This window comes from Luteimonas sp. RIT-PG2_3, from assembly GCF_054902115.1.
The window spans coordinates 1-21883 of sequence record NZ_JBUBPF010000005.1 but is presented as its reverse complement, the minus strand read 5'-3'; the positions used below and the strand labels follow the sequence as shown (position 1 = coordinate 21883).

The 21883-nt window shown below is 67.1% G+C and carries 20 protein-coding genes; 11 read left to right on the top strand and 9 right to left on the bottom strand.

What is annotated here, in order from left to right; all coding sequences use genetic code 11:
• The first annotated feature begins 37 nt into the window (after window positions 1–37).
• On the top strand, window positions 38–379 hold the full coding sequence (locus ACYX7E_RS09175) for a HesB/IscA family protein (protein WP_462080278.1): 342 nt from the start codon (window positions 38–40) through the stop codon (window positions 377–379).
• 105 nt (window positions 380–484) lie between these two features.
• Here the strand turns inward: ACYX7E_RS09175 and ACYX7E_RS09170 are convergent, their stop codons facing one another.
• From ACYX7E_RS09170 to cyoA, 5 genes are all read right to left on the bottom strand, one after another.
• Window positions 485–1402 (bottom strand): SURF1 family protein, encoded by a 918-nt coding sequence (locus ACYX7E_RS09170; protein ID WP_462080277.1) that lies wholly within the window; start codon window positions 1400–1402, stop codon window positions 485–487.
• A gap of 51 nt (window positions 1403–1453) precedes the next feature.
• Window positions 1454–1876: a cytochrome o ubiquinol oxidase subunit IV gene (cyoD, locus tag ACYX7E_RS09165; RefSeq protein WP_462080276.1), complete on the bottom strand. Its 423-nt coding sequence runs from the start codon at window positions 1874–1876 to the stop codon at window positions 1454–1456.
• Entirely contained in the window at window positions 1873–2520 is a 648-nt protein-coding gene (gene cyoC, locus ACYX7E_RS09160; RefSeq protein ID WP_462080275.1) for a cytochrome o ubiquinol oxidase subunit III, read from the bottom strand. The genes cyoD and cyoC overlap by 4 nt, the downstream gene beginning before the upstream one ends.
• A gap of 46 nt (window positions 2521–2566) precedes the next feature.
• Window positions 2567–4543, bottom strand: a complete 1977-nt coding sequence (gene cyoB / locus ACYX7E_RS09155; RefSeq protein WP_462080630.1) for a cytochrome o ubiquinol oxidase subunit I — start codon at window positions 4541–4543, stop codon at window positions 2567–2569.
• Between the two features lie 102 nt (window positions 4544–4645).
• A complete protein-coding gene (cyoA, locus tag ACYX7E_RS09150; protein ID WP_462080274.1) occupies window positions 4646–5803 on the bottom strand; it encodes a ubiquinol oxidase subunit II in 1158 nt (385 codons plus the stop codon).
• Window positions 5804–5985: 182 nt separating this feature from the next.
• Here cyoA and ACYX7E_RS09145 point away from each other — a divergent pair, with 182 nt between their 5' ends.
• From ACYX7E_RS09145 to tadA, 6 genes are all read left to right on the top strand, one after another.
• Complete coding sequence (locus tag ACYX7E_RS09145; protein ID WP_462080273.1) at window positions 5986–7305, top strand: MFS transporter; 1320 nt, start codon at window positions 5986–5988, stop codon at window positions 7303–7305.
• A 564-nt stretch (window positions 7306–7869) separates the two neighbouring features.
• Window positions 7870–8301 (top strand): 30S ribosomal protein S6, encoded by a 432-nt coding sequence (gene rpsF / locus ACYX7E_RS09140; protein ID WP_462080272.1) that lies wholly within the window; start codon window positions 7870–7872, stop codon window positions 8299–8301.
• 11 nt (window positions 8302–8312) lie between these two features.
• The gene (gene rpsR / locus ACYX7E_RS09135) at window positions 8313–8543 is read left to right on the top strand and encodes a 30S ribosomal protein S18 (RefSeq protein WP_096208774.1); all 231 of its coding nucleotides are present in this window, start codon (window positions 8313–8315) and stop codon (window positions 8541–8543) included.
• A gap of 99 nt (window positions 8544–8642) precedes the next feature.
• Window positions 8643–9095 (top strand): 50S ribosomal protein L9, encoded by a 453-nt coding sequence (gene rplI / locus ACYX7E_RS09130; protein ID WP_462080271.1) that lies wholly within the window; start codon window positions 8643–8645, stop codon window positions 9093–9095.
• A gap of 232 nt (window positions 9096–9327) precedes the next feature.
• Window positions 9328–10773, top strand: coding sequence for a replicative DNA helicase (locus tag ACYX7E_RS09125; RefSeq protein ID WP_462080270.1), 1446 nt, complete (start codon window positions 9328–9330; stop codon window positions 10771–10773).
• 68 nt (window positions 10774–10841) lie between these two features.
• Window positions 10842–11399: a tRNA adenosine(34) deaminase TadA gene (gene tadA / locus ACYX7E_RS09120; protein WP_462080269.1), complete on the top strand. Its 558-nt coding sequence runs from the start codon at window positions 10842–10844 to the stop codon at window positions 11397–11399.
• 73 nt (window positions 11400–11472) lie between these two features.
• Here the strand turns inward: tadA and ACYX7E_RS09115 are convergent, their stop codons facing one another.
• Window positions 11473–11946 carry a DUF2721 domain-containing protein gene (locus ACYX7E_RS09115; RefSeq protein WP_462080268.1) on the bottom strand — a complete coding sequence of 158 codons (474 nt, stop codon included), beginning with the start codon at window positions 11944–11946 and terminating at the stop codon, window positions 11473–11475.
• Window positions 11947–12010: 64 nt separating this feature from the next.
• Here ACYX7E_RS09115 and orn point away from each other — a divergent pair, with 64 nt between their 5' ends.
• Window positions 12011–12580 carry an oligoribonuclease gene (orn, locus tag ACYX7E_RS09110; protein WP_462080267.1) on the top strand — a complete coding sequence of 190 codons (570 nt, stop codon included), beginning with the start codon at window positions 12011–12013 and terminating at the stop codon, window positions 12578–12580.
• A gap of 191 nt (window positions 12581–12771) precedes the next feature.
• On the opposite strand, the gene ppsA is transcribed toward orn, so the two are convergent.
• Window positions 12772–15165: a phosphoenolpyruvate synthase gene (gene ppsA, locus ACYX7E_RS09105; RefSeq protein ID WP_462080266.1), complete on the bottom strand. Its 2394-nt coding sequence runs from the start codon at window positions 15163–15165 to the stop codon at window positions 12772–12774.
• 122 nt (window positions 15166–15287) lie between these two features.
• Here ppsA and ppsR point away from each other — a divergent pair, with 122 nt between their 5' ends.
• From ppsR to ACYX7E_RS09090, 3 genes are all read left to right on the top strand, one after another.
• Complete coding sequence (gene ppsR, locus ACYX7E_RS09100) at window positions 15288–16109, top strand: posphoenolpyruvate synthetase regulatory kinase/phosphorylase PpsR (RefSeq protein ID WP_462080265.1); 822 nt, start codon at window positions 15288–15290, stop codon at window positions 16107–16109.
• Window positions 16110–16464: 355 nt separating this feature from the next.
• The gene (locus ACYX7E_RS09095; protein ID WP_462080264.1) at window positions 16465–16980 is read left to right on the top strand and encodes a DUF1249 domain-containing protein; all 516 of its coding nucleotides are present in this window, start codon (window positions 16465–16467) and stop codon (window positions 16978–16980) included.
• A gap of 223 nt (window positions 16981–17203) precedes the next feature.
• Window positions 17204–18865 (top strand): serine hydrolase domain-containing protein, encoded by a 1662-nt coding sequence (locus ACYX7E_RS09090; RefSeq protein WP_462080263.1) that lies wholly within the window; start codon window positions 17204–17206, stop codon window positions 18863–18865.
• Between the two features lie 576 nt (window positions 18866–19441).
• On the opposite strand, the gene ACYX7E_RS09085 is transcribed toward ACYX7E_RS09090, so the two are convergent.
• Both ACYX7E_RS09085 and ACYX7E_RS09080 read right to left on the bottom strand, forming a co-directional pair.
• Window positions 19442–20974, bottom strand: a complete 1533-nt coding sequence (locus ACYX7E_RS09085) for a serine hydrolase domain-containing protein (RefSeq protein ID WP_462080262.1) — start codon at window positions 20972–20974, stop codon at window positions 19442–19444.
• A gap of 62 nt (window positions 20975–21036) precedes the next feature.
• Window positions 21037–21883, bottom strand: an 847-nt coding sequence (locus ACYX7E_RS09080; protein ID WP_462080261.1) for an alpha/beta fold hydrolase, incomplete at its 5' end; no start/stop codon positions are given.

Sequence of the window (21883 nt, the reverse complement as noted above, 5' to 3'; positions counted from 1 at the left end):
GGTCACTCCAGCCGCGGCAGGGGCGTACAATCGCGGCATGGCCATTTCTTTGACTCCTGCCGCCCTCGATCGCGTCAAGCGTTTCCTTGCCAGCAACCCCGATGCGCTGGGCATGCGCTTCGGCGTCAAGCGCACCGGTTGCTCGGGCTGGGGCTACGAGGTCGAGCTGGCCCATGCCAGCACGCCCGACGACAGCGTCAGCGAGCAGGATGGCGTGCGGATCTATGTCGACCCCACCAGCGTGCAGATGGTCGATGGCACCACGATCGACTTCGTGCGCAAGGGCCTGAACCATGAGTTCGTGTTCGACAATCCCAAGGCGGCCGCTGCCTGCGGCTGCGGTGAGAGCTTCACGACCGACGCCGACAAGGCCGCCTGAGTCACGCCCGCGCGGGCTGCCGCGCCTGGGCCGATGGCCTCTGCGTGCTGCCGGTTCCGCGATGGGGCACGCCTGCCTTTGTTCTCCGCGCTTCCCCTCTTGCGGCTATCGGGCGGCATTCCGCCGGTCTGGTGACCGAGTATCTGGTTGCGCAGTCCCGGCGTCGGCCGCATCGCTGCGGTCTTTCCCGGCGATGCGTCCGCGGCGTCCCCGAGGGCGCAGATCGCTACGCATGACCAGGCCCAGTGCCAGCACGGCCAGGGCCGCCAGGCCGAACCAGGTCAGCGCGTAGCTGAGGTGGTGGTTGCGGAAGCGGATCACTGTCATGCCCGCGATCGGCATGGCATCGGCGGCAGGGGCGGCGCCAGCGGCATCGGGGGTATCCTGGGCTGCCTCGGGCTGGGCATCGATGAACCACGGCGCAACCGGCCCCGCGAGGTCGCGGGCGGCCGCCATCTCCTGCGGGTCGCGCCGGTACCAGCGGTCCTGCGCGGCGACATTGGCACGCAGGAACAGGCCGTTGTGCTCGGGCAGGCGCAACAGTCCGACGAGACTGCGCTCGGGCGTGCCGGTGTCCGCCGGGCGCGTGCTGCGGTCGCGATGGGCGTTGTCGACAAAGCCGCGATTGATCCAGATCGTTCCGGTCGCGGTCTGCAGCGGGGTCATGATCCAGTACCCCGGCCCGCGCTCGGTGGACGCATAGACCGGGATCTCGAGGTCGTGCCGCAGCCGGCCGCGCACGCGCACGCGCAGGTACTCCAGCCGGGTCGCGCCGTCCGCGTCGGCGTCCGGCCCTTCCGATACGGGCGGCGCTGCGACCGGCTCGGCATGTACGCGGGCATCGACGCGCGCGATCAGCGCCTGCTTCCACGCCAGCCGCTCCAATTGCCAGATGCCCAGGGCGACCAGCAGCACGACGGCGACGGCCATCAGCGCCGCGAACAGCCAGCGTCCCCAGCCGCGGCGGGGCCGCGCGGCAGCGCGCGGGTCGGGCCCGGCGCAACGGCTGTCGATGCCGTTCATGCCGGCAAGCCGGACAGCGTGGAGGAGGCGGTGGCGGACATGGGGCGTTCCCTACATGTTCCGCATCATCTCGGGCGAGGTCGGCATCATGTTGTTGTCGAGGTGATGCATGACCCACAGCGAGCCGACCAGTGCGATCAGGATGATGATGCCGGTGAACAGCAGCGACATGATGATCCAGCCGCCTTCGGACTTCCGGTTCATGTGCAGGAAATAGACCATGTGCACGAAGATCTGGGCGACGCCGAAGCCCATCACCAGGCCGACGGTCACCAGCCTGTTGTCGAAGACTTCGGCCATGACCAGCCAGAACGGGATCACCGTCAGGATCGCCGACAGCACGAAGCCGATCACATAGTCGCGCTTGCTGCCGTGGCCGGCCTGGTCATGGGCGTGTCCGTGCCCATGGTCATGGCCATCATGCCTGCCATGCGCGTGCCGGGAATGTGCGTGATTGACGTGGTGGCCGCTCATCCCGCGACTCCCATCAGGTAGACATACGAGAACACGCCGATCCAGATCACATCCAGGAAGTGCCAGAACATCGACAGGCACATCAGGCGGCGGCGGTTGGCTTCGATCAGGCCGTGCTTGCGCAGCTGGAACACCAGCGTGAACAGCCAGACCAGACCGAATGTGACGTGCAGGCCATGGGTGCCGACCAGGGTGAAGAACGATGACAGGAAGGCGCTGCGTTGCGGCGTGGCGCCGAGGTGGGCCAGATGATGGAACTCGTAGATCTCCAGGCCGAGAAACGCGGCACCGAACACCGCGGTCACCAGCAGCCACTGGATCGTCCTGCGGACATTGCCCTGGTAGGCGTTCAGCATCGCAAACCCGTAGGTGATCGATGAGAACAGCAGCATGAAGGTCGCGACCAGGATCAGCTTCAGGTCGAACAGGTCGGCAGGCGAAGGGCCCGCGGCGTAGTTGCGGCCGATCACGGCATGGGTCGCGAACAGCACCGCGAAGATCAGGCAGTCGCTCATCAGGTACATCCAGAACCCGAGGTTGGTGCCGGTTTCCGGATGGTGTTCGTGGCCGTCTTCGTGTGGGGGTTCGACGAGGTGGTAGATGCGCTCGCCGTTCGCGCCGATGTGCGGGTGGGTCTGGGTCATGTGGCGTCCGGTTGAATGGCGGGGAGGCACGGTGGTCTGGCTCATGTCAGAGCGCCTTCTGCGCCAGCAGGCGCGTCCGTTCGTCCTCGGTGTCGGTCACGTCCTGTGCGGGGATGTGGTAGTCGCGGTCGTAGTTGAAGGTGTGCCAGATCGTGGCGACGATCAGGCCCACGAACGCCACGCCCGCCAGCCACCAGATGTGCCAGATCAGTGCGAACGCCAGCAGGGCGCTGATCGCCGACAGCACCACGCCGGCACCGGTGTTGCGGGGCATGTGGATCGGCGTGAAGCCGGTCGTGGGGCGCTGGTAGCCGTGCTTCTTCATGTCGGTCCAGGCGTCGAGCTCGTGCACGACCGGGGTGAACGCGAAGTTGTATGCCGGGGGCGGCGACGAGGTCGCCCATTCCAGCGTGCGTCCGTCCCAGGGGTCGCCGGTGGTGTCGCGCAGCGCCTTGCGGTCGCGGATGCTGACCACGATCGACCAGATGAACGCGGCGATGCCGCAGGCGACGATCGCCGCGCCGATGGCCGAGATGATGAAGAACACATGCAGCGAGGTGTCTTCGAACTGGCTCACGCGTCGGGTCACGCCCATCAGGCCCATGATGTACAGCGGCGTGAACGCGACCCAGAAGCCGACCAGCCAGCACCAGAACGAGACCTTGCCCCAGAACTCGTTGAGCTTGAAGCCGAATGCCTTGGGGAACCAGTACACCATGCCGGCGAACAGGCCGAACACGACGCCACCGATGATGGTGTTGTGGAAGTGCGCGATCAGGAACAGGCTGTTGTGCAGCACGAAGTCGGCCGGCGGGACCGCCAGCAGCACGCCGGTCATGCCGCCGATGACGAAGGTCACCATGAAGCCGATCGTCCACAGCATCGGCACGTCGAAGCGGATGCGTCCCTTGTACATCGTGAACAGCCAGTTGAAGATCTTGGCCCCGGTCGGGATCGAGATGATCATCGTGGTGATGCCGAAGAAGGCGTTGACGCTGGCGCCCGATCCCATCGTGAAGAAGTGGTGCAGCCAGACCAGGTACGACAGGATGGTGATGACCGCGGTCGCGTAGACCATCGAGCTGTAGCCGAACAGGCGCTTGCCCGAATAGGTCGCGACGATCTCCGAATAGATGCCGAACGCCGGCAGCACCAGGATGTAGACCTCCGGGTGTCCCCAGATCCAGATCAGGTTGACGTACATCATCGGGTTTCCACCAAGGTCGTTGGTGAAGAAGTTGGTCCCGACGTAGCGGTCCATCGTCAGCAGCACCAGGGTCGCGGTCAGCACCGGGAAGGTGGCCACGATCAGGATGTTGGTGCACAGCGCGGTCCAGGTGAACACCGGCATTTTCATCAGCGACATGCCCGGCGCGCGCATCTTGATGATGGTGACGATCAGGTTGATGCCCGACAATGTGGTGCCGACGCCGGCGACCTGCAGTCCCCACAGGTAATAGTCCATGCCGACGCCTGGACTGTAGTCGATGCCCGACAACGGCGGGTAGGCCAGCCAGCCGGTGCGCGCGAACTCGCCGACGAACAGCGACAGCATGATCAGCACCGCGCCCGCGGTGGTCATCCAGAAGCTGAAGTTGTTGAGGAACGGGAACGACACGTCGCGCGCGCCGATCTGCAGCGGCACGATGTAGTTCATCAGGCCGGTGACCAGCGGCATCGCCACGAAGAAGATCATGATCACGCCGTGGGCGGTGAAGATCTGGTCGTAGTGGTGGGCGTTGAGGTAGCCCTCGCCGCCGCCGGAGGCCATCGCCTGGTGCAGGCGCATCATGATGGCGTCGGCGAAGCCGCGCAGCAGCATCACCAGCGCCAGCACGCAGTACATGATGCCGATCTTCTTGTGGTCGATGCTGGTGAACCACTCCTTCCACAGATAGCCCCACAGCCGGTACCGGGTCAGGATGGCCAGCAGGGCGAGGCCGCCGAGGGCCACGCCGGCGAACGTCATCACCAGGATGGGTTCGTGCAGAGGAAGAGCGTCGAGCGTCAGTCGCCCGAACAGCGCTGAGGTGTGGTCCTGGGTCACGGACATGGGATACCTGCGTAAGACGAAAAGAGGGACATGCGATGGCCTGCGCGCGGGACGGGCCCGCTGCGCGCGGCGTCAGCGGCGCGGCGCGGCATCGTCGTGCTCGTGCGGAGCCTGGCCCGGATGGCCGCCGGCCGGGTCCGGCGCGGGCGGCGTCTCGCCGTCTTCGAGCGGACGCGGCTGGTGGCCCTGCGGACCTTCGCCCCAGGCCTCGCGGCCGGTCGCCGGGAAGGTGGCGCCGGGCGCTTCGACCGGCAGCGCCGCATGGCGGTTGTCATGCTGCAGGCGTGCCTTGTTGTCGCGGCTGTCGATGCCGGCGCCGCCGGCCATGTCGATGTGCATCATCTCGTGCATGCACATCTTGCCGGGCGCGACGCACAGGTTGAGGATCGCGTTGTAGAGCTCGGGGTCGACCTTGCCGAAATAGCGGACCGGCTCGCGCTCGGACGGCTTTTCCAGCGTCAGGTACTCGTCGCGGCCCAGCGCATCGCCGCTGCGCACGCGTTCCACCCAGGCGTCGAACTCTGCGGGCGGCAGGCCGTGAAAGTCGAAGCGCATGTGCGAGAAGCCGTCGCCGCTGTAGTTGGCCGAGAAGCCCTTGTAGACGCCGGGCTTGTTGATGACCGCGTGCAGCTTGGTCTGCATGCCGGCCATCGCGTAGATCTGCCCGGCGAGCGCCGGGATGAAGAACGAATTCATCATCGACGACGAAGTGATGCGGAACTCGATCGGCACGTCGACCGGCGCGGCCAGTTCATTGACCGTGGCGATGCCCTGCTCGGGATAGAGGAACAGCCACTTCCAGTCCAGCGCGACGACCTCGACGACCAGCGGCTTGCCGTTGGCCGGCAACGGGCGCGAGGCATCGATGCGGTCGAGCGGGCGATACGGGTCGAGCTTGTGGGTCGCGATCCAGGTGATCGTGCCCAGCACCAGGATGATCGCCAGCGGTGCCGACCAGATCAGGATCTCCAGCCGCGTCGAGTGGTGCCATTCCGGCTCGTAGGTGGCCTCCCTGTTGGAGGCGCGGTACTTCCACGCGAACCACAGGGTCAACGCGATCACCGGCAGGATGATCAGCAGCATCAGTGCGGTGGACACCAGGATCAGGTCGCGTTGCTGGTTGGCGATGTCACCCGAAGGGTTCATCACCACCCAGTCGCAACCGGCCAGCAGGCTGGCCAGGACGAGCGGGACGATCAGGCGGAGGATCGGGCGGAGCGGGGAGGTCATGGGAGAGGCTGCAACGGTGGGAAACGGGTTGACGCCGCGCTCGCGCAACGGCGCGTAGGCTGGGGCGCGTGTGATCGCAGGCCGGGGCATGGCCGCGGCGACGCCGGCGGACGGCTTGTCCGGCAGGGCGTTTTCGGGTTAACAATGCCGGGCACGATCCATCGATCGGAATGAGGGCGCGGATGAACAGTGGAACCATGCAGGCGTCCGGCACGGGACTCGAGGACGCGCCGGAGAACGACGGCCGCGAGGTCTCGCCGGCCACCATCGCGTTGCCCGTGGTCATGGGGCGCACGTCGGAGTTCTTCGACTTCTTCGTCTACGGCATCGCGTCGGTGCTGGTGTTCCCGTCGCTGTTCTTTCCCGACAGCGATCCGGTGCAGGCGACCCTGAAGTCGTTCGCGGTGTTCTCGCTGGCCTTCATCGCAAGGCCGGTCGGCTCGCTGGTGTTCATGGCGGTCGATCGCAGCTTCGGCCGCGTCGCCAAGCTGATCGGCGCGCTGTTCCTGCTGTGCGGCTCGACGATGGCGATCGCCTTCCTGCCCGGGTATGACCAGATCGGCATGCTGGCGCCGGTGTTGCTGGCGGTCTTCCGTTTCGGCCAGGGGCTGGGACTGGGCGGGGCCTGGGACGGGTTGCCGTCGTTGCTGTCGCTGAGCGCACCACCGCAACGCCGTGGCTGGTACGCGATGGTGCCGCAGCTGGGCGCCTCGCTGGGCTTCATGCTGGCCAGCGGCCTGTTCCTGGTGTTCAGCCACTGGCTGAGCCCGGAGGACTTCCTGGCCTGGGGCTGGCGCTTCCCGTTCTTCGTGGCGCTGGCGCTGAACGTGGTCGCGTTGTTCGCACGGCTGCGGCTGGTGATCACGCCCGAGTTCGCGCGCCAGTTCATGGCGCAGGAGCTGCAGCCGCGGCCGGTGCTGGAGACGGTTGCGCGGCATCCGCGCGAAGTGCTGCTGGGCGCGTTGATCCCGCTGGCCAGCTACGCGATGTTCCACCTGGTGACGATCTTCCCGCTGAGCTGGGTGCAGCTGTTCAGCACCGGCGAGGCCACCGGCCTGCTTGGCAAACTCTTCGTGGGCGCCGTGGTCGGCGGGCTGACGATGATGCTGTCGGGCCTGCTGGCCGACCGGGTCGGCCGGCGGGGCCAACTGGCGATCGCCGCCGGCCTGATCGCGGTCTTCAGCTTTTTCGCGCCACAACTGCTGGCCAGCGAGGGCACCGGCCGGACCGTCTATGTCATCGCCGGCTTCGCGCTGCTGGGGCTGTCGCTGGGGCAGGCCAGCAATGCGATCGCCTCGCGCTTCCAGCCGGCGTACCGCTATACCGGCGCGGCGGTGACCTCGGACATCGCCTGGCTGATCGGTGCCGGCTTCGCGCCGATGGTCGCGCTGTGGCTGTGCAGCCATTTCGGCATCGCCTACGTCGGCTACTACCTGCTGTCGGGTGCGGTCGTCACCCTGGTGGCGCTGTTCTTCAGCCGGGCGCTGGACACCACGCGCTGACCCAACGCGGGCCTGCGGGCGGGTGGGGCGCGACAGCGGAAGTGGACGGCGGGCTGGCACGTTGGATCTCGGTGTCCTGTTCGCGGCGACCGGACGGGTGCGCTCCGGTGTGAATCCCAGCGGGCGCGCCCGCAATGAGATTAATTATCGTTCGCAATGAGGTGGGTGCCAATCCTTGGCGGTGATGCGGTCTTGATGCAACGCAGCATCGAAACATGCGCACCGCCCGGACCGGGTGTGACCGAATGTCGCAGCGGCCTGTCCCAGGCCCGCGACGGGGAGATGCTGGGCCGGTCCGGCACGTGACCCAGGGCGGATCCGCACCAGATCCGGCACGCGGTTCGGAGCGGCAGCGCGGTCCCGACGCAGCAACGCGGTGGCCAGGGGAGGCAGACGGTCGGCGCGCCAGCCACGGCAGGTTGCCTGCAGTGGGCTTGTCTGGGACAATGATCGGCTTCGTTGGGCGCAGGCCCGTCGAAGACCTTGCTCCACTGGCCCATCCCGGGTCCCAGGGGGCTATTCCGGCGAGCCCGCGAGGGTGCCGAATATCCGAAAGGAAACCACATGCGTCATTATGAAATCGTGTTCCTGGTCCATCCGGACCAGAGCGAACAGGTGCCGGCGATGGTCGAGCGCTACAAGTCGCTGATCGAAGCGGGCCAGGGCAAGATCCACCGTCTCGAAGACTGGGGTCGCCGCCAGTTGGCTTACCCGATCAACAACCTGGTCAAGGCCCACTACGTCCTGTTCAACGTCGAAGCCGCCCAGGGCGTGCTCGACGAACTGGTCGAGAGCTTCCGCTTCAACGATGCGGTGCTGCGCCACCTGGTGGTGCGTCGCGACGAGGCCGACACCGAGCAGTCCCTGATCATGAAGAACAAGGACGAGAAGGGCGACAAGCCCGAGCGCAGCGAACGCCGTTCGCGTGACGAAGACAGCACCGAAGGCAGCAGCGAAGACACCGCTGTGACCGACGACAACGCCGAAGCCGCCTGAGGAGCACACCCATGTCCAAGTTCTTCCGCCGCCGCAAGTTCTGCAAGTTCACCGCCGAGGGCGTCAAAGAGATCGATTACAAGGATCTCAACACCCTGCGCCAGAACCTGACCGAGAACGGCAAGATCGTGCCGAGCCGCATCACCGGTACCAAGTCGCGCTACCAGCGCCAGTTGGCCACTGCCGTGAAGCGCGCGCGTTTCCTGGCCCTGATCCCCTACACCGACAACCACAACGTCTGAGCCTTCCGCTCTGACCGTCCGTCCCATTCGGACAGCACTGGTTGTGGCTCGCCGTCGGCACGTCCGGCGGCCGGCCACTAACGAATACGGAGCAATACCATGCAACTGATCCTTCTCCAGAAGGTCGTCAACCTGGGCAACCTGGGCGACAAGGTCAACGTCAAGCCCGGCTACGGCCGCAACTACCTGGTGCCGCAGGGCAAGGCCGTGCCGGCCACCGCGACCAACCTGGCCGAGTTCGAAGCGCGTCGCGCCGATTACGAAGCCAAGGCCAAGGCGATCGGCGACGAAGCCGTGGCCCGCATCGGCAAGCTCGAAGGCGCCAGCGTGACGATCTACGCCAACGCGTCGACCGAAGGCAAGCTGTACGGCTCGGTCGGCCCGCGCGATATCGCCGAGGCGCTGACCAAGCTGGGGACCCCGGTCTCCAAGGCCGAAGTGGTGCTGGGCGAAGGCCCGCTGCGCAACACTGGCGAGTTCGACGTCGTCGTGCACCTGCACGCGGACGCCGAGACCACCGTCAAGGTCATCGTGGCGCCGGAAGCGGCGTAAGCCACAGGCTCCATGGTTCCACCGGGACAGGCGCCGCAAGGCGCCTGTTCTCGTTTGCGGACGGGCTTTTCCGGCGGAGGCACCGGATGGGCGCGGATCGCAGGCCATGAGATGCCCACCGGTTATCCACAGGGTTATCTGCAACGGCCGACCGGTCCGCTGGACTAGGATGGTCGTTCCGCCACAACAACAGGACCATGTCGAAGGTCCGCGAACGGGAGTTCCCCCGCTGATGTCATCACGCCCAGGCTTCCGCCCGGATTCCCGTTCCGATCGACGCGACAACGACCGTGACCAGCGCGGCTCCGAGCGCAGCGATTACCGCATCGAGCAGCTCCGGTTGCCGCCGCAGTCGATCGAGGCCGAGCAGGCGGTGCTGGGCGGCCTGATGATCGCGCCCGACGCCTACGACCGTATCGCCGACATGCTGGTCGAGCCCGACTTCTACCGTCGCGACCACCAGCTGATCTATCGCGCGATCCGCGAGCTGGCCGAGCGCGACCGGCCCTACGACGCGGTGACGCTGGGCGAGTGGTTCGAATCGCAGGGACTGATCGAGCAGGTCGCCGGCGGCGCCTACCTGATCGAACTGGTCAGCACCACGCCGTCTGCCGCCAACATCAAGGCCTACGCCGAGATCGTCCGCGACAAGGCCGTGCTGCGCCAGCTGATCGAGGTCGGCACCGGCATCGTCAACGACGGCTTCCAGCCCGAGGGCCGCGACAGCTCGGAGATCCTGGCCAAGGCCGAGCAGGACGTGTTCGCGATCGCCGAGGCCGGCGCGCGCGGCCGCACCGACTTCACCCCGATCAACAAGGCGATGAGCGAAGCCTTCGACGTGCTGCAGACGCGGCACCAGAACGGCGGTGGTGTCACCGGCCTGCCGACCGGCTATGTCGAGTTCGACGAGATGACCGCCGGCCTGCAGCCGACCGACCTGCTGATCCTGGCGGCGCGTCCGGCGATGGGCAAGACCACGTTTGCGCTCAACATCGCCGAATACGCCGCGATCAAGACCAAGAAGGCGATCGGCGTGTTTTCGATGGAGATGTCGGCCAGCCAGCTCGCGCTACGCCTGATCTCGTCCAATGGCCGCGTCAACGCGACCCGCCTGCGCACCGGCGCGCTCGAGGACGAGGACTGGAGCCGCGTCACCAGCGCGATCCGCATGCTGAAGGAAACCAAGATCTTCATCGACGACACGCCGGGCCTGTCGCCGGACGTGCTGCGCGCCAAATGCCGCCGCCTGAAGCGCGAGCACGACCTGGGCCTGATCGTCATCGACTACCTGCAGCTGATGGCGGTGCCGGGCAACAGCGAGAACCGCGCGACCGAGATCTCCGAGATCTCGCGTTCGCTGAAGGGCCTGGCCAAGGAGCTCAACGTGCCGGTGATCGCGCTGTCGCAGCTCAACCGCTCGCTGGAAACCCGCGCCGACAAGCGCCCGGTCATGGCCGACCTTCGCGAGTCGGGCGCCATCGAGCAGGACGCCGACGTCATCATCTTCATTTACCGCGACGACTACTACAACAAGGAGACGTCGCCCGACAAAGGCCTGGCCGAAATCATCATCGGCAAGCAGCGTAGCGGCCCGACCGGCTCGCTGAAGCTGAAGTTCTTCGGCGAGTACACCCGCTTCGACAACCTGGCGCATGACTCGGTGGGCAGCTTCGAGTAGGCCGTGGGCCGTCGTCCTGCAAGAGAATCTTCTTTCAATAGACCCCATAACATGATGATTTTATTGTCATGATGTCCGACGAGAAGGCGCCATCACAGGCGCCGACCGGCCTGCAGGCCGCCGCACCCGGCGACGGGCTGGGCGGTGCCGGCGCGTCCACAGGCGACGAGGCCTGGATGCGGCAGGCGCTGGCGCTGGCGGGGAGCGCCGAGCAGGCCTTCGACGAGATCCCGGTCGGCGCGCTGGTGCTCGACCCCGACGGCCGCCTGGTCGGCGAGGGCTGGAACCGCAACATTGGCCAGCACGATCCCAGCGCGCATGCCGAGATCGTCGCGATGCGCGAGGCCGGGCAGGCGCTGGGCAACCACCGGCTGGTCGGCTGCACACTGGTGGTGACGCTGGAGCCCTGCGCGATGTGCGCGATGGCGATGGTGCATGCGCGGCTGGCGCGGGTCGTGTTCGGCGCGTTCGATCCCAAGACTGGCGCGGCCGGCAGCGTGTTCGACCTGCTGGCCGATCCGCGCCACAACCATCGCATCGACGTGCGCGGCGGGGTGCTGGCCGACGAGGCCTCGGTCCGCCTCAGCAATTACTTCCGGCGCAAGCGCGGGAAGCCGCCCCTGTAGGAGCGCCCATGGGCACGAGCACGGGATCCATCATCGCGTCCATGGGCGCTAGTCCATTGCGCGACGGGCTGTGTTAGGGGCGGGCGCGTTTGGCATGGCGGTGGGCGTCGTCCATTTCGTCGTTGACGGCGCGCACGGCCAGCGAGGCCTCGCGCGCAAGCAACAGGCTGGCGGCGAACATGGCCAGCACGCCGAGCACGGCCAGCACGGTCGGGGCGGTGCCGAAGCGGTGGTTGAAGAACGAGTCGCCGGCCACGGTCAGGCTGGTGCCGACGAAGCAGCTGATCGCCACGTACAGCAACTGGCTGGCGCGCAGGATGATCAGGCTGCGCTTGCGCTGCACGGTGACGCGCGCTTCCAGCAGTTCGCGCTCTTCGGCGTCCTCGACGCTGGCCAGGTCCCGCAGCAGGCTGCGTGCGCGGTCGATGATGCGTGCCAGTCGCGCGTTCGCCGAGGTCAGCAGCGCCGCGGTCGCGGTCAGGAAGAAGGCGGGCGCCAGCATCGCGGTGAGGATGGCGTAGTGGGCGGCAGCGGCGTTGGGAGGCATGTTCGGAGCGGGCTGGTGGAGGCGCTGGGCTATGATGCGCTGTCCCGTCCCTGATCGCGAGCCTATGACACCGTTTGACCCTGCAGACCCCAGTGGCCGCCTGATCTGGATCGATCTGGAAATGACCGGCCTGGATACCGATCGCGACGCGATCCTCGAGATCGCCACCATCGTCACCGATTCGGAATTGAGAGTGCTGGCCGAAGGGCCGCAGTTCGCGATCGAGCACCCGCTGACCCGGCTCGAGGCGATGGACGAATGGAACCGCAACCAGCACGGCAAGTCCGGGCTGTGGCGGCGTTCGCTGGAGGAGGGGGTGTCGCTGGTCGAGGCCGAGAACCGCACGTTGGCGTTCCTGCAGCAGTGGATCGGCCCGCGCCAGTCGCCGATGTGCGGCAACTCGATCTGCCAGGACCGGCGCTTCCTGCACCGGCAGATGCCGACGCTCGAACGCTTCTTCCACTATCGCAACCTCGACGTCAGCACGTTGAAGGAACTCGCGCGGCGCTGGGCACCGCAGGTGCTGGCCGGCGTGCGCAAGACGTCGGCGCATACCGCGCTCAGCGACGTGCAGGATTCGATCGAGGAACTGCGCCACTATCGCGCGCACATGGCCGCGTTGGCGTCGAGCTAGCGTCCGTGGCAACGGCGCGGGGGTGCCTGCGTCCCGATCTCCTGGCATCGATTGCGCCCACCAGAAGAAAGGCGCCGCTGTCTCCAGCGGCGCCCGGGTGTCACGGAAGGGTCAGTTTGAGCCGCTTGCCAGGACTGACCCGTCGGAACCGGCAGGCCAGGCCCGTCGGTGCCGTCGGCAGGCCGCCGTGATCAGCCCGACTTGGCCTTCGACTTGGCCAGCTTCAGCCAGGTGTCGACAACGGTGTCCGGGTTCAGCGAGACCGACTCGATGCCTTCCTCCATCAGCCATTGCGCCAGGTCCGGGTGATCGCTGGGGCCCTGGCCGCAGATGCCGACGTACTTGCCCTTGGCGCGCGCCGACTTGATGGCCATCGACAGCAGCTTCTTGACCGCCGGGTCGCGCTCGTCGAACAGGTGGGCGACGATGCTGGAGTCGCGGTCCAGGCCCAGCGTCAGCTGGGTCAGGTCGTTGGAGCCGATCGAGAAGCCGTCGAAGATCTCCAGGAACTCGTCGGCGAGCAGTGCATTGGATGGCACCTCGCACATCATGATGATCTTCAGGCCGTCCTGGCCCTGCTTGAGGCCATTGCGCTCGAGCACTTCGACGACCTTGCGGCCTTCGTCCAGCGTGCGCACGAACGGGATCATGACCCACAGGTTGGTCAGGCCCATCTCGTTGCGGACCTTCAGCACAGCGCGGCATTCCAGCGCGAACGCCTCGGAGAATGAGGGATCGACATAGCGGCTGGCGCCACGGAAGCCGATCATCGGATTCTCTTCGTGCGGCTCGTAGCGGCTGCCGCCGATCAGGTTGGCGTACTCGTTGGACTTGAAGTCCGACAGGCGCACGATGACCGGGTTCGGCGCGACGGACGCGGTCAGCGTCGCGATGCCCTCGACCAGGCGGTCGACGTAGAAGTCGACCGGATCGCCGTAACCGGCGGTCTTGGCGTCGATCTTCTTCTTGGTCTCGGCATCCTGCTTGTCGTACTCGAGCAGGGCATTGGGATGCACGCCGATGTGCGCGGCGATGATCATCTCCAGGCGTGCCAGGCCGATACCGGCGTTGGGCAGCTGGCCGAAGTCGAACGCGCGCTCCGGGTTGGCGACGTTCATCATGATCTTCAGCGGTGCCTCGGGCATCGACGACAGATCGGTGGTGATGCGCTCGAACGGCAGCAGGCCGGCATAGATGAAGCCGGTGTCGCCCTCGGCGCAGCTGACGGTCACTTCCTGGCCGTCCTGGATCAGCTCCAGCGCGTTGCCGGTGCCCACGACCGCAGGCACGCCCAGCTCGCGGGCGATGATCGCGGCGTGGCAGGTGCGGCCGCCACGGTTGGTGACGATGGCCGCGGCGCGCTTCATCACCGGCTCCCAGTCGGGGTCGGTCATGTCCGCGACCAGCACGTCGCCGGGCTGCACGCGCGCCATGTCCTCGAGCGAGCGCACCACGCGGGCGACGCCGGCACCGATCTTCTGGCCGATCGCGCGGCCCTCGGCGACCACGTCGCCGCGCTGCTCCAGCGCATAGCGCTCGATCTGGGTCGCCTTGGCGCGCGACTTGACGGTTTCCGGGCGGGCCTGCACGACGAACAGCTTGCCGGTGACGCCGTCCTTGGCCCATTCGATGTCCATCGGACGACCGTAGTGTTCCTCGATGGTCAGCGCCTGCCTCGACAGCTCCTGCACGTCGGCATCGGAGATCGCGAAGCTGCCGCGCAGCTCGGCCGGGGTGTCCTCGGTGCGGACGCGCTCGCCGGGCTTGTCGGAATAGACCATGCGCAGCAGCTTGCTGCCCAGCGAGCGGCGCAGGATCGCCGGCTTGCCCTGGCGCAGCGTGGGCTTGTAGACGTAGAACTCGTCGGGGTTGACCGCGCCCTGGACGACCATCTCGCCCAGGCCGACGCTGGCGGTGACGAAGACCACGTCGCGGAAGCCCGATTCGGTGTCGAGGGTGAACAGCACGCCGGAGGCGCCGACGTCGGAGCGCACCATCAGCTGCACGCCGGCCGACAGGAACACGTCCTCGTGCTTGAAGCCGTGGTGGACGCGGTAGGCGATGGCGCGGTCGTTGTAGAGGCTGGCGAAGACTTCCTTGACCTTGCGGACGACATCGTCCTCGCCGGTGACGTTGAGGAAGGTTTCCTGCTGGCCGGCGAACGAGGCATCGGGCAGGTCTTCGGCGGTGGCCGACGAACGCACGGCCACGGCGATGTCTCCGCCGCCGTTCTCGCTGGCCAGCTGGCGGTAGGCGCTGCGGATATCGCTGTCGAGCTGCGGCTGCAGCGGGGCCTCGATGACCCAGCCGCGGATCTCGCCGCCGGCCGTGGTCAGGGCCGACACGTCCTCGACATCCAGGGTCGCCAGGCGGTCGAAGATCCGCTGGTGCAGGTTGTTGTGCGCGATGAAGTCCTTGAAGGCGTCGGCCGTGGTGGCGTAGCCGCCGGGGACGGAGACGCCCAGCCGGGACAGATGGCCGATCATCTCCCCAAGCGAGGAGTTCTTGCCGCCCACTTGGGCCAGGTCGGTCAGTCTCAGGTCATGCAGCCAGAGGATGTTGGCGCTCGAGGCGGGCTTGCTCAAAACAGGCGCTCCGTGGGGTCGGGAAGAGAAAGATCGGACAGTGTCCAAGCTGAAACGCTATTTTAGCCTCCACCACGGCCAAGCCGCCCAATTTATGTCTCGTCCCTGTCCCGGAGTCGCCCATGTCTGACATCCGCCCGGTGTTCTACGTCTCCGATGGCACCGGTATCACCGCCGAAACCATCGGTCACAGCCTGCTGACCCAGTTCACCGACACCCGTTTCAAGACCGACCGGATCCCGTTCGTGGACAGCGCGGAGCGGGCCCAGGAGGTCGTGGAGCGCATCCGGGCCGCCGGGGAAGCTTCGGGCCTGCGCCCGATCGTGGTCAATTCCTGCGTGGATACCGAGCTCAGCGGCGTGCTGGCCGAGAGCGGGGCGCTGATGCTGGACGTGTTCGCGCCGTTCATCGAGCCGCTGGAGCAGGAACTGGGGCAGAAGCGCCAGCGCCATGTCGGCAAGGCCCACGGCATCGTTGATTTCGAAAGTTACCATCGCCGCATCAACGCGATGAACTTCGCGCTGACCCATGACGACGGCATGTCGATTAACTACGACGATGCCGACCTGATCCTGGTCGCGGTGTCGCGGGCCGGCAAGACCCCGACCTGCATCTACCTGGCCCTGCACCACGGCGTCAGCGCCGCCAACTACCCGCTGACGCCGGAAGACCTGGAGCACGACCAGTTGCCGCCGCGGCTGCGCGCGCACCGGCGCAAGCTGTTCGGCCTGACCATCGACCCCAACCGCCTGCAGCAGATCCGCCAGGAACGGCGGCCGAACTCCAGCTACTCCAAGCTGGAGACCTGCAAGCGCGAGGTCAGCGCAGCCGAGGCGCTGTTCCGTGCCGAGCGCATCCCGGTGCTGAGCACCACGCATACCTCGATCGAGGAGATCTCAAGCAAGGTCATGTCGACGCTGGGCATCCATCGCGACATGTTCTGAGAACCTGTCCACGATCTTGCTGCGCTTGCCATCTGGCACGCGTGCGGTGCTCGGTTGCTCATGTACCTCCACGTACACTGCGCTTTCTGCGCTCCGCCACGCGCCACTTGGCTGCGCTCGCGACAGATCGTGAACAGGTTCTGAGGGCAGGGCGCGGCGGTCGATGGCGTCTGCGCAGGGCCGCGATGGCAGGGCGACGAAAGGACGGCGCGGAGATGGCGCGCAGGGCTGTGGCGGCGTCCCGGCGACGGCGATGCGCGTGCGGAAAGCCGCGCGCGTGAACCCACAACTTAGGCGCGGCCGCCGCATCCGTCAATGCTGCCCGTCGACATGTGCAGCGTGTAGGATCGGTGTCATGTCACAGGTCCTCTCCCGCCATGCCCATGTGCCCAGGCTCAGCCGTTTCAGCTGGCTGATGGGCTTGTACGCCGAGAACTTCCAGCGCATGACCCGGCTGTTCGAGCCCGGCGATCTTGCACCGGGAAGTTATCTGTCGGTCATCGACGACGGCCTCGATGTCCGCGTCGACATCACCGCCCAGCACGCGTACACCACCGAGTTGCGGCTGACCTACGCGATGACCGATCCCTTGACCGGCCAGCCCGATCCGTCGGCCTACCTGCGCCTGTATCGCGATGCCTGCCAGCTCGAAGCCACGCACTGCTATGTCGGCAGGCGCTGGCAGGACGTGATCGGCATGTTCCCGCCGCCGGCCGCGGTGCTCGACCACCGGATGCGGATGAATACCTTCCTCGGCAAATGGCTGCAGTACCTGGCCGAGCGTGGCCATGGCGTGGCGACGTTGCGCCCGGCCGAGCTGGAAGAGCTGCCGCCGGTCATCGAGGATGCGCCGCTGCCGCACGGGCATTGAACCGGCACGCCGTCGACATACGCACGACGTACGCAGCGGGCACGTCGACTCAAGTGGTTTTACGGATATCGGCCTCCGCGCCCGGCATGCTCGAATCGGGCGGCCCGCCGCTCCCCGGCGGCCTTCGAACCACGCGCCATTCCACCCGTGATCGCGTGGGGCGGCGGCCGTGGATGTGTGATCCCTCTGCGGCGGCATGACCGCCGGAATTGTGAGCAAGCCGATGACCACCGATTGTCAGCGCCAGTCCATAAGCGCGCGTTCCTTCCTGTCCTCCTGTCCGGTCCCGTCCGAGGGCGCGCCGCGCGTCCAGGCCGCGCGTCCGCGCTGGCCCGTCGCGCGTGCCCTGGTCGCTACGGTGGCGCTGCTGGTGTCCGCGCAGGCCGCGGCCGCCGACGCCCCTGCGACGGATCGCCGTTTCGACGACGTGCGTGCGCTGATCGCCAAGGAAATGGCCGATGGCGACGTGCCGGCGATGTCGCTGGCGGTCGCCAAGGACGGCCGGATCCTGTGGGAAGAAGGCTTCGGCAAGGCCGACCGTGAGAACGACATCGCGGCCGACGAGAACACCATGTACTCGCTGGCCTCGGTCACCAAGACCTTCACCGCGACCGGCCTGATGACGCTGGTGCAGGCTGGCAAGGTCGACCTGGACCGGCCGATCAACGATTACTTCGGTGAGGCCAAGCTCGTGGCCCGCGTCGGCGACATCAACCAGGTCACGGTGCGTCGCGTCGCCAACCACACCTCGGGCCTGGGCACGGCCGAACAGTTCTTCTATGGCGACGAGCGCAAGCTGGTGCCCAGCATGGACCAGTCGATCGCGCGCTACGGCAACATCGTGCGCGAACCGGGTTCGCGCTACAGCTACAACAACTTCGGTTACGGCCTGCTGGACTATGTCGTCGAGCGTGTCTCGGGCATGCCGTTCGCGGACTACATGCGCCAGAACGTCTACCTGCCGCTGGACATGACGCATTCCTCGATCGGCGTCGCACCGGGCCTCGAGCGCTATGCCGCCGTGCGTTACGGGCCCAAGCGCGAGCGCATTCCGGATTACGGCTTCGCCGAACCCGGCGCCGCCGCGATGTACAGCAGCGCGCACGACCTGGTGCGCTACGGCATGTTCGTGCAGGGCCAGCGCGTGCCCGGTCAGAAGGCGATCCTCAACCGCCGCAGCCTGGACGCGATGATCCAGAACGTTGCCAAGGAAGGTGAGGGCGACTACTACGGCATCGGCATGCAGGTCATGGACCTCGGCAAGTATCGCTGGATCGGCCATGGCGGTTCGATGTCGGGCGTCAGCACGACGTTGATGATGGTGCCGTCGGAAGGCATCACCGTGGTCGTGCTCGGCAACCTGTCGGGCGCACCGGTCGGCAAGGTCAGCGAAGCGATCCTGAAGACCCTGCTGCCCGACTGGGGCCGTCCTGAAGTAGCCAAGGCCGCGACCGCGACACCGCCGAAGCCCGCGCCCGAACTGGATGCCGCGGTGGCGTTGCCGCCGGGCTTGACCGGCGACTGGCGCGGCGTGGTGCATACCTACGAAGGCGACATTCCCGCCGTGCTGCGCGTGCTGCCGTCGGGCCAGGTGCACCTGCGCATCAACGACCAGCTGTGGAGCCTGGTCAACAGCGTCAAGTTCGAGGACGGCCGGCTCAGTGGACGCGCCCTGAGCCATCTGCAGACCCAGGACGTCAGCCGCCGTCGGCATGCGGTGCGGCTGGACCTGAAGCTGGACGGCGATACGCTCAAGGGCGAAGCCATGGCCGGGTCGGGCCCGGTCGGCCCGGCGGGCGTGCAGGATCCGTACTTCGTGTTCGGCCTGAACCACTGGATGGAACTGCGTCGGGTGACCGCAGCCGGCGCAACCGCAGGCGAGTAAGCCCACGCATGCCAGCGCGACGTGCAATCCACATGCGCGTTCGCCTGGCCTGGCAACAGCAAAACGGCGGGCCCGATGGGCCCGCCGTTTTCATTTCAGGGGGCTTCTTCGGGAACCCATTTGTGGGATCTCGACATTATTCTGTGGGAGCGCGACATTCTGTGGGAGCGCCCATGGGCGCGATCGGGCATTACCGCGTTCTAGCGAAAGCAAAAGCTTCCGTCCGCTGGCGCGGCCGGGTTCATTTCTTTTGGTAAGCCCCAAAAGAAACAGAACCAAAGAAAAACGCTTCCTCGATCAAAGCGTCACAGCGCTTCGTTCGTTCCGGGATTTCTCGACTCGCCATCCATGGCTCAGTCGAGAAACGCCGCACATCCATGTGCGGCGCCCTCCGGGTCTACATGCGATGCGTCGTCGTTGCGAAGAGCAAAGCGGTGCTCTTCTTCTCTTTTTTCTCTTGCGGGAGCGCCCATGGGCGCGATGCACTGCTGCATCCAACCCCAGAGGACGCACGCTCCTGCACATGGCGCGGACCCTCCATCACCGCGACAACCGGTTCACGGCTCACGGCCACGGCTACGGGTCGGCGCGACGCAGCTCGATCCAGTGACCCATTGCGTCGCCTTCGATGCCGGTACCGAAACCCATCGCGACACCATTGATGCGGTCGCCGCGGTGCTTCAGCGACAACTGCAGGCGGTCGATGCCGGAGACGCGGGCATCGTCGGTGGGCAGGGTGCCGGCGGCTTCGCCGCGCAGCCAGGTGTCCTGCACCTTCAGGTCTTCGATGGCAGTGTCGTTGCCGTCGCCGAGCCGCAGGCGCAACGCGCCCTGTGCGGGGACGACCAGGGTGACCGGGGTATCGCCCTGCCAGGTCTGCAGACGGCCGGTCCAGGTGCCCTGCCAGCGAGCATCGGGCGTGCTGCCGACCTGATCCCATTCCGAGCCCCAGGGCTCGGAGCGCAGGTCTTCCCAGTCCGGAAGCAGGACCTTGAGGATGGCGTCGGCGATGGTGTAGCTGGGGCCCTGGTAATCGGTCCACGAGACGTTGGTCAGCACCACGACGCCGATGTCCTGGCCGGGGACCAGCACCATCCAGGTCGCCGCGCCGGGCATGCCGCCGGCCTTGGTCACGGTGTCGTAGCGACGCACGCGTTCGTCGGCGCCACCCCAGCCGATCCGCGAGGTCTTCGGCACGCCGGGCCCGCCATCGCTGCTGGCCGGTGTCGCGCGCTGCATCTCGTCGACATGGCGGTCGTCAAGCACGCGGGCCGCGCCTGCCAGCGGGCGCTTGAGATGCAGCGACATGAAGCGCGCGAGATCGTGCGCGCTCGAATACAGGCCGCCGGCACCGGGCGTATCCATCGACGCCAGCGGCAAGGGGCTGCCATCGGGGGCGTAGGGCAGCGCGGTGTCGTCGCGACGCGTGGCGTCGGGGCCGTAGCTGGTATCGCGCATGCCCAGCGGCTGGAACAGCTGCGCGCGCATGTAGGCGTCGACCGGCTGTCCGGAGGCCGAGGCGATGATGCGGTCGATGACGCCGAACGCCAGGTTGGAGTAGTCGTAACGCTCGCCCGGCGCGGTCATCAGGTGGCCGTAGTGGCGGACGGTGTCGGCGCGGGTGCCGATCGGCATCGGCTGGCCCGGCAGCATCCGGTAGTGCACCGGCAGTCCCGAGGAATGGTTGGCGACGCGGCGGACACTGGCGTCGTCGACGCGACCTTCGTGCGCGGTCAGCGGGCTGTCGGGCAGGTAGCGGTTGGCCGGCGCGTCGAGATCGACGCGTCCGTCCTGGGCCAGGCGCATCAGCGCCGTGGTCAGGATGGGCTTGGACACCGAGGCCAGCAGGTAGGGCGTGTGCGGGGTGGCAGCGATGCCGCGTGCGCGGTCGGCGAGGCCGAAACCTTCTTCCCAGAGCAGTTGGCCATCGACGACGACCGCCACCGCCACCGACGGCGTCTTGCCTGCGGCGATGTCGGCGCGGATCTGCGCGCGCACGCCATCGAAACGATCCGCGGCGTGCAGCGGTGCGAGGGCGGCAGACGCCAGCAGCGCGAGCATTGGCAACAGCAGGCCGCGACGGCGCGCGGCAGGAACAGGCAGGGTCATCGGGGAGATCCGGAAAGTGCGGCACCGCGTGCGGGCGGTGTGTGTCGAGGGGCGGGTCCGCCTCAATCGGCGAGGAAATCGACCACCACGCGGTTGAAGGCGTCGGGGGCCTGCCAGAGGCCAAAATGGCTCATGCCCGGCAGCACGACCAGCTGCGCGCCGGGAATGGCCGCGGCGATCGCGCGGGTGTGGTCGGCGCGGATGTACTCGTCATGCTCGCCGGCAGCGATCAGCGTCGGCGTGCGAATCGTCGCAAGCTGCAGGTCGCTGTAGTCGGGTTCCGAGGTCCACATGGCGTCCATCGCGGCGAGGAAGGCCGTGTAGTCGCCGGGCGTCGGAGAGCGCTTGCGATAGTCGTTGGCGGCCTTCTCAGCATAGGCGTCGCCGACGGCGTTGGCCGGGCCATCGAGGCGGATGCCGTCGGTGCGCGCGTTGGCGGCGAACGCCACCAGTCGACTCAGCCGTCCGGGATGCCGGATCGCGAGATCCAGGCCGATGATGCCGCCATCGCTCCAGCCGATCAGCGCAGTCCGTTCGATGTGCAGATGGTCGAGCACGGCGATGACGTCGTCGGCCATGCGCTGGTAATGCATCGCGCCCGGGCCGCGCGTGCTGCGGCCATGGCCGCGGCTGTCGAGCGCGATCACGCGATGGCCGGCGGCGGTCAGCGCCGGGATCTGCAGGGCCCAGTCGTCGCCACTGCCGAGGCCGCCGTGCAACAGCAGCACCGGCGCGCCGCTGCCGTAGCTGGCGTAGTACAACCGCGCGCCGTCGACCTCGACATGGCCAGTCGTCGTGGGGATCAGCTGCGATGCGTCGGGCACCGGCAGGGTCTGCCAGGGTGGCGTCGGCGCTGTGGTGGCCGCCGCCGGGGCGGGCGTCGTGCGTGTCGAAGGCGCCCGGTCAGGG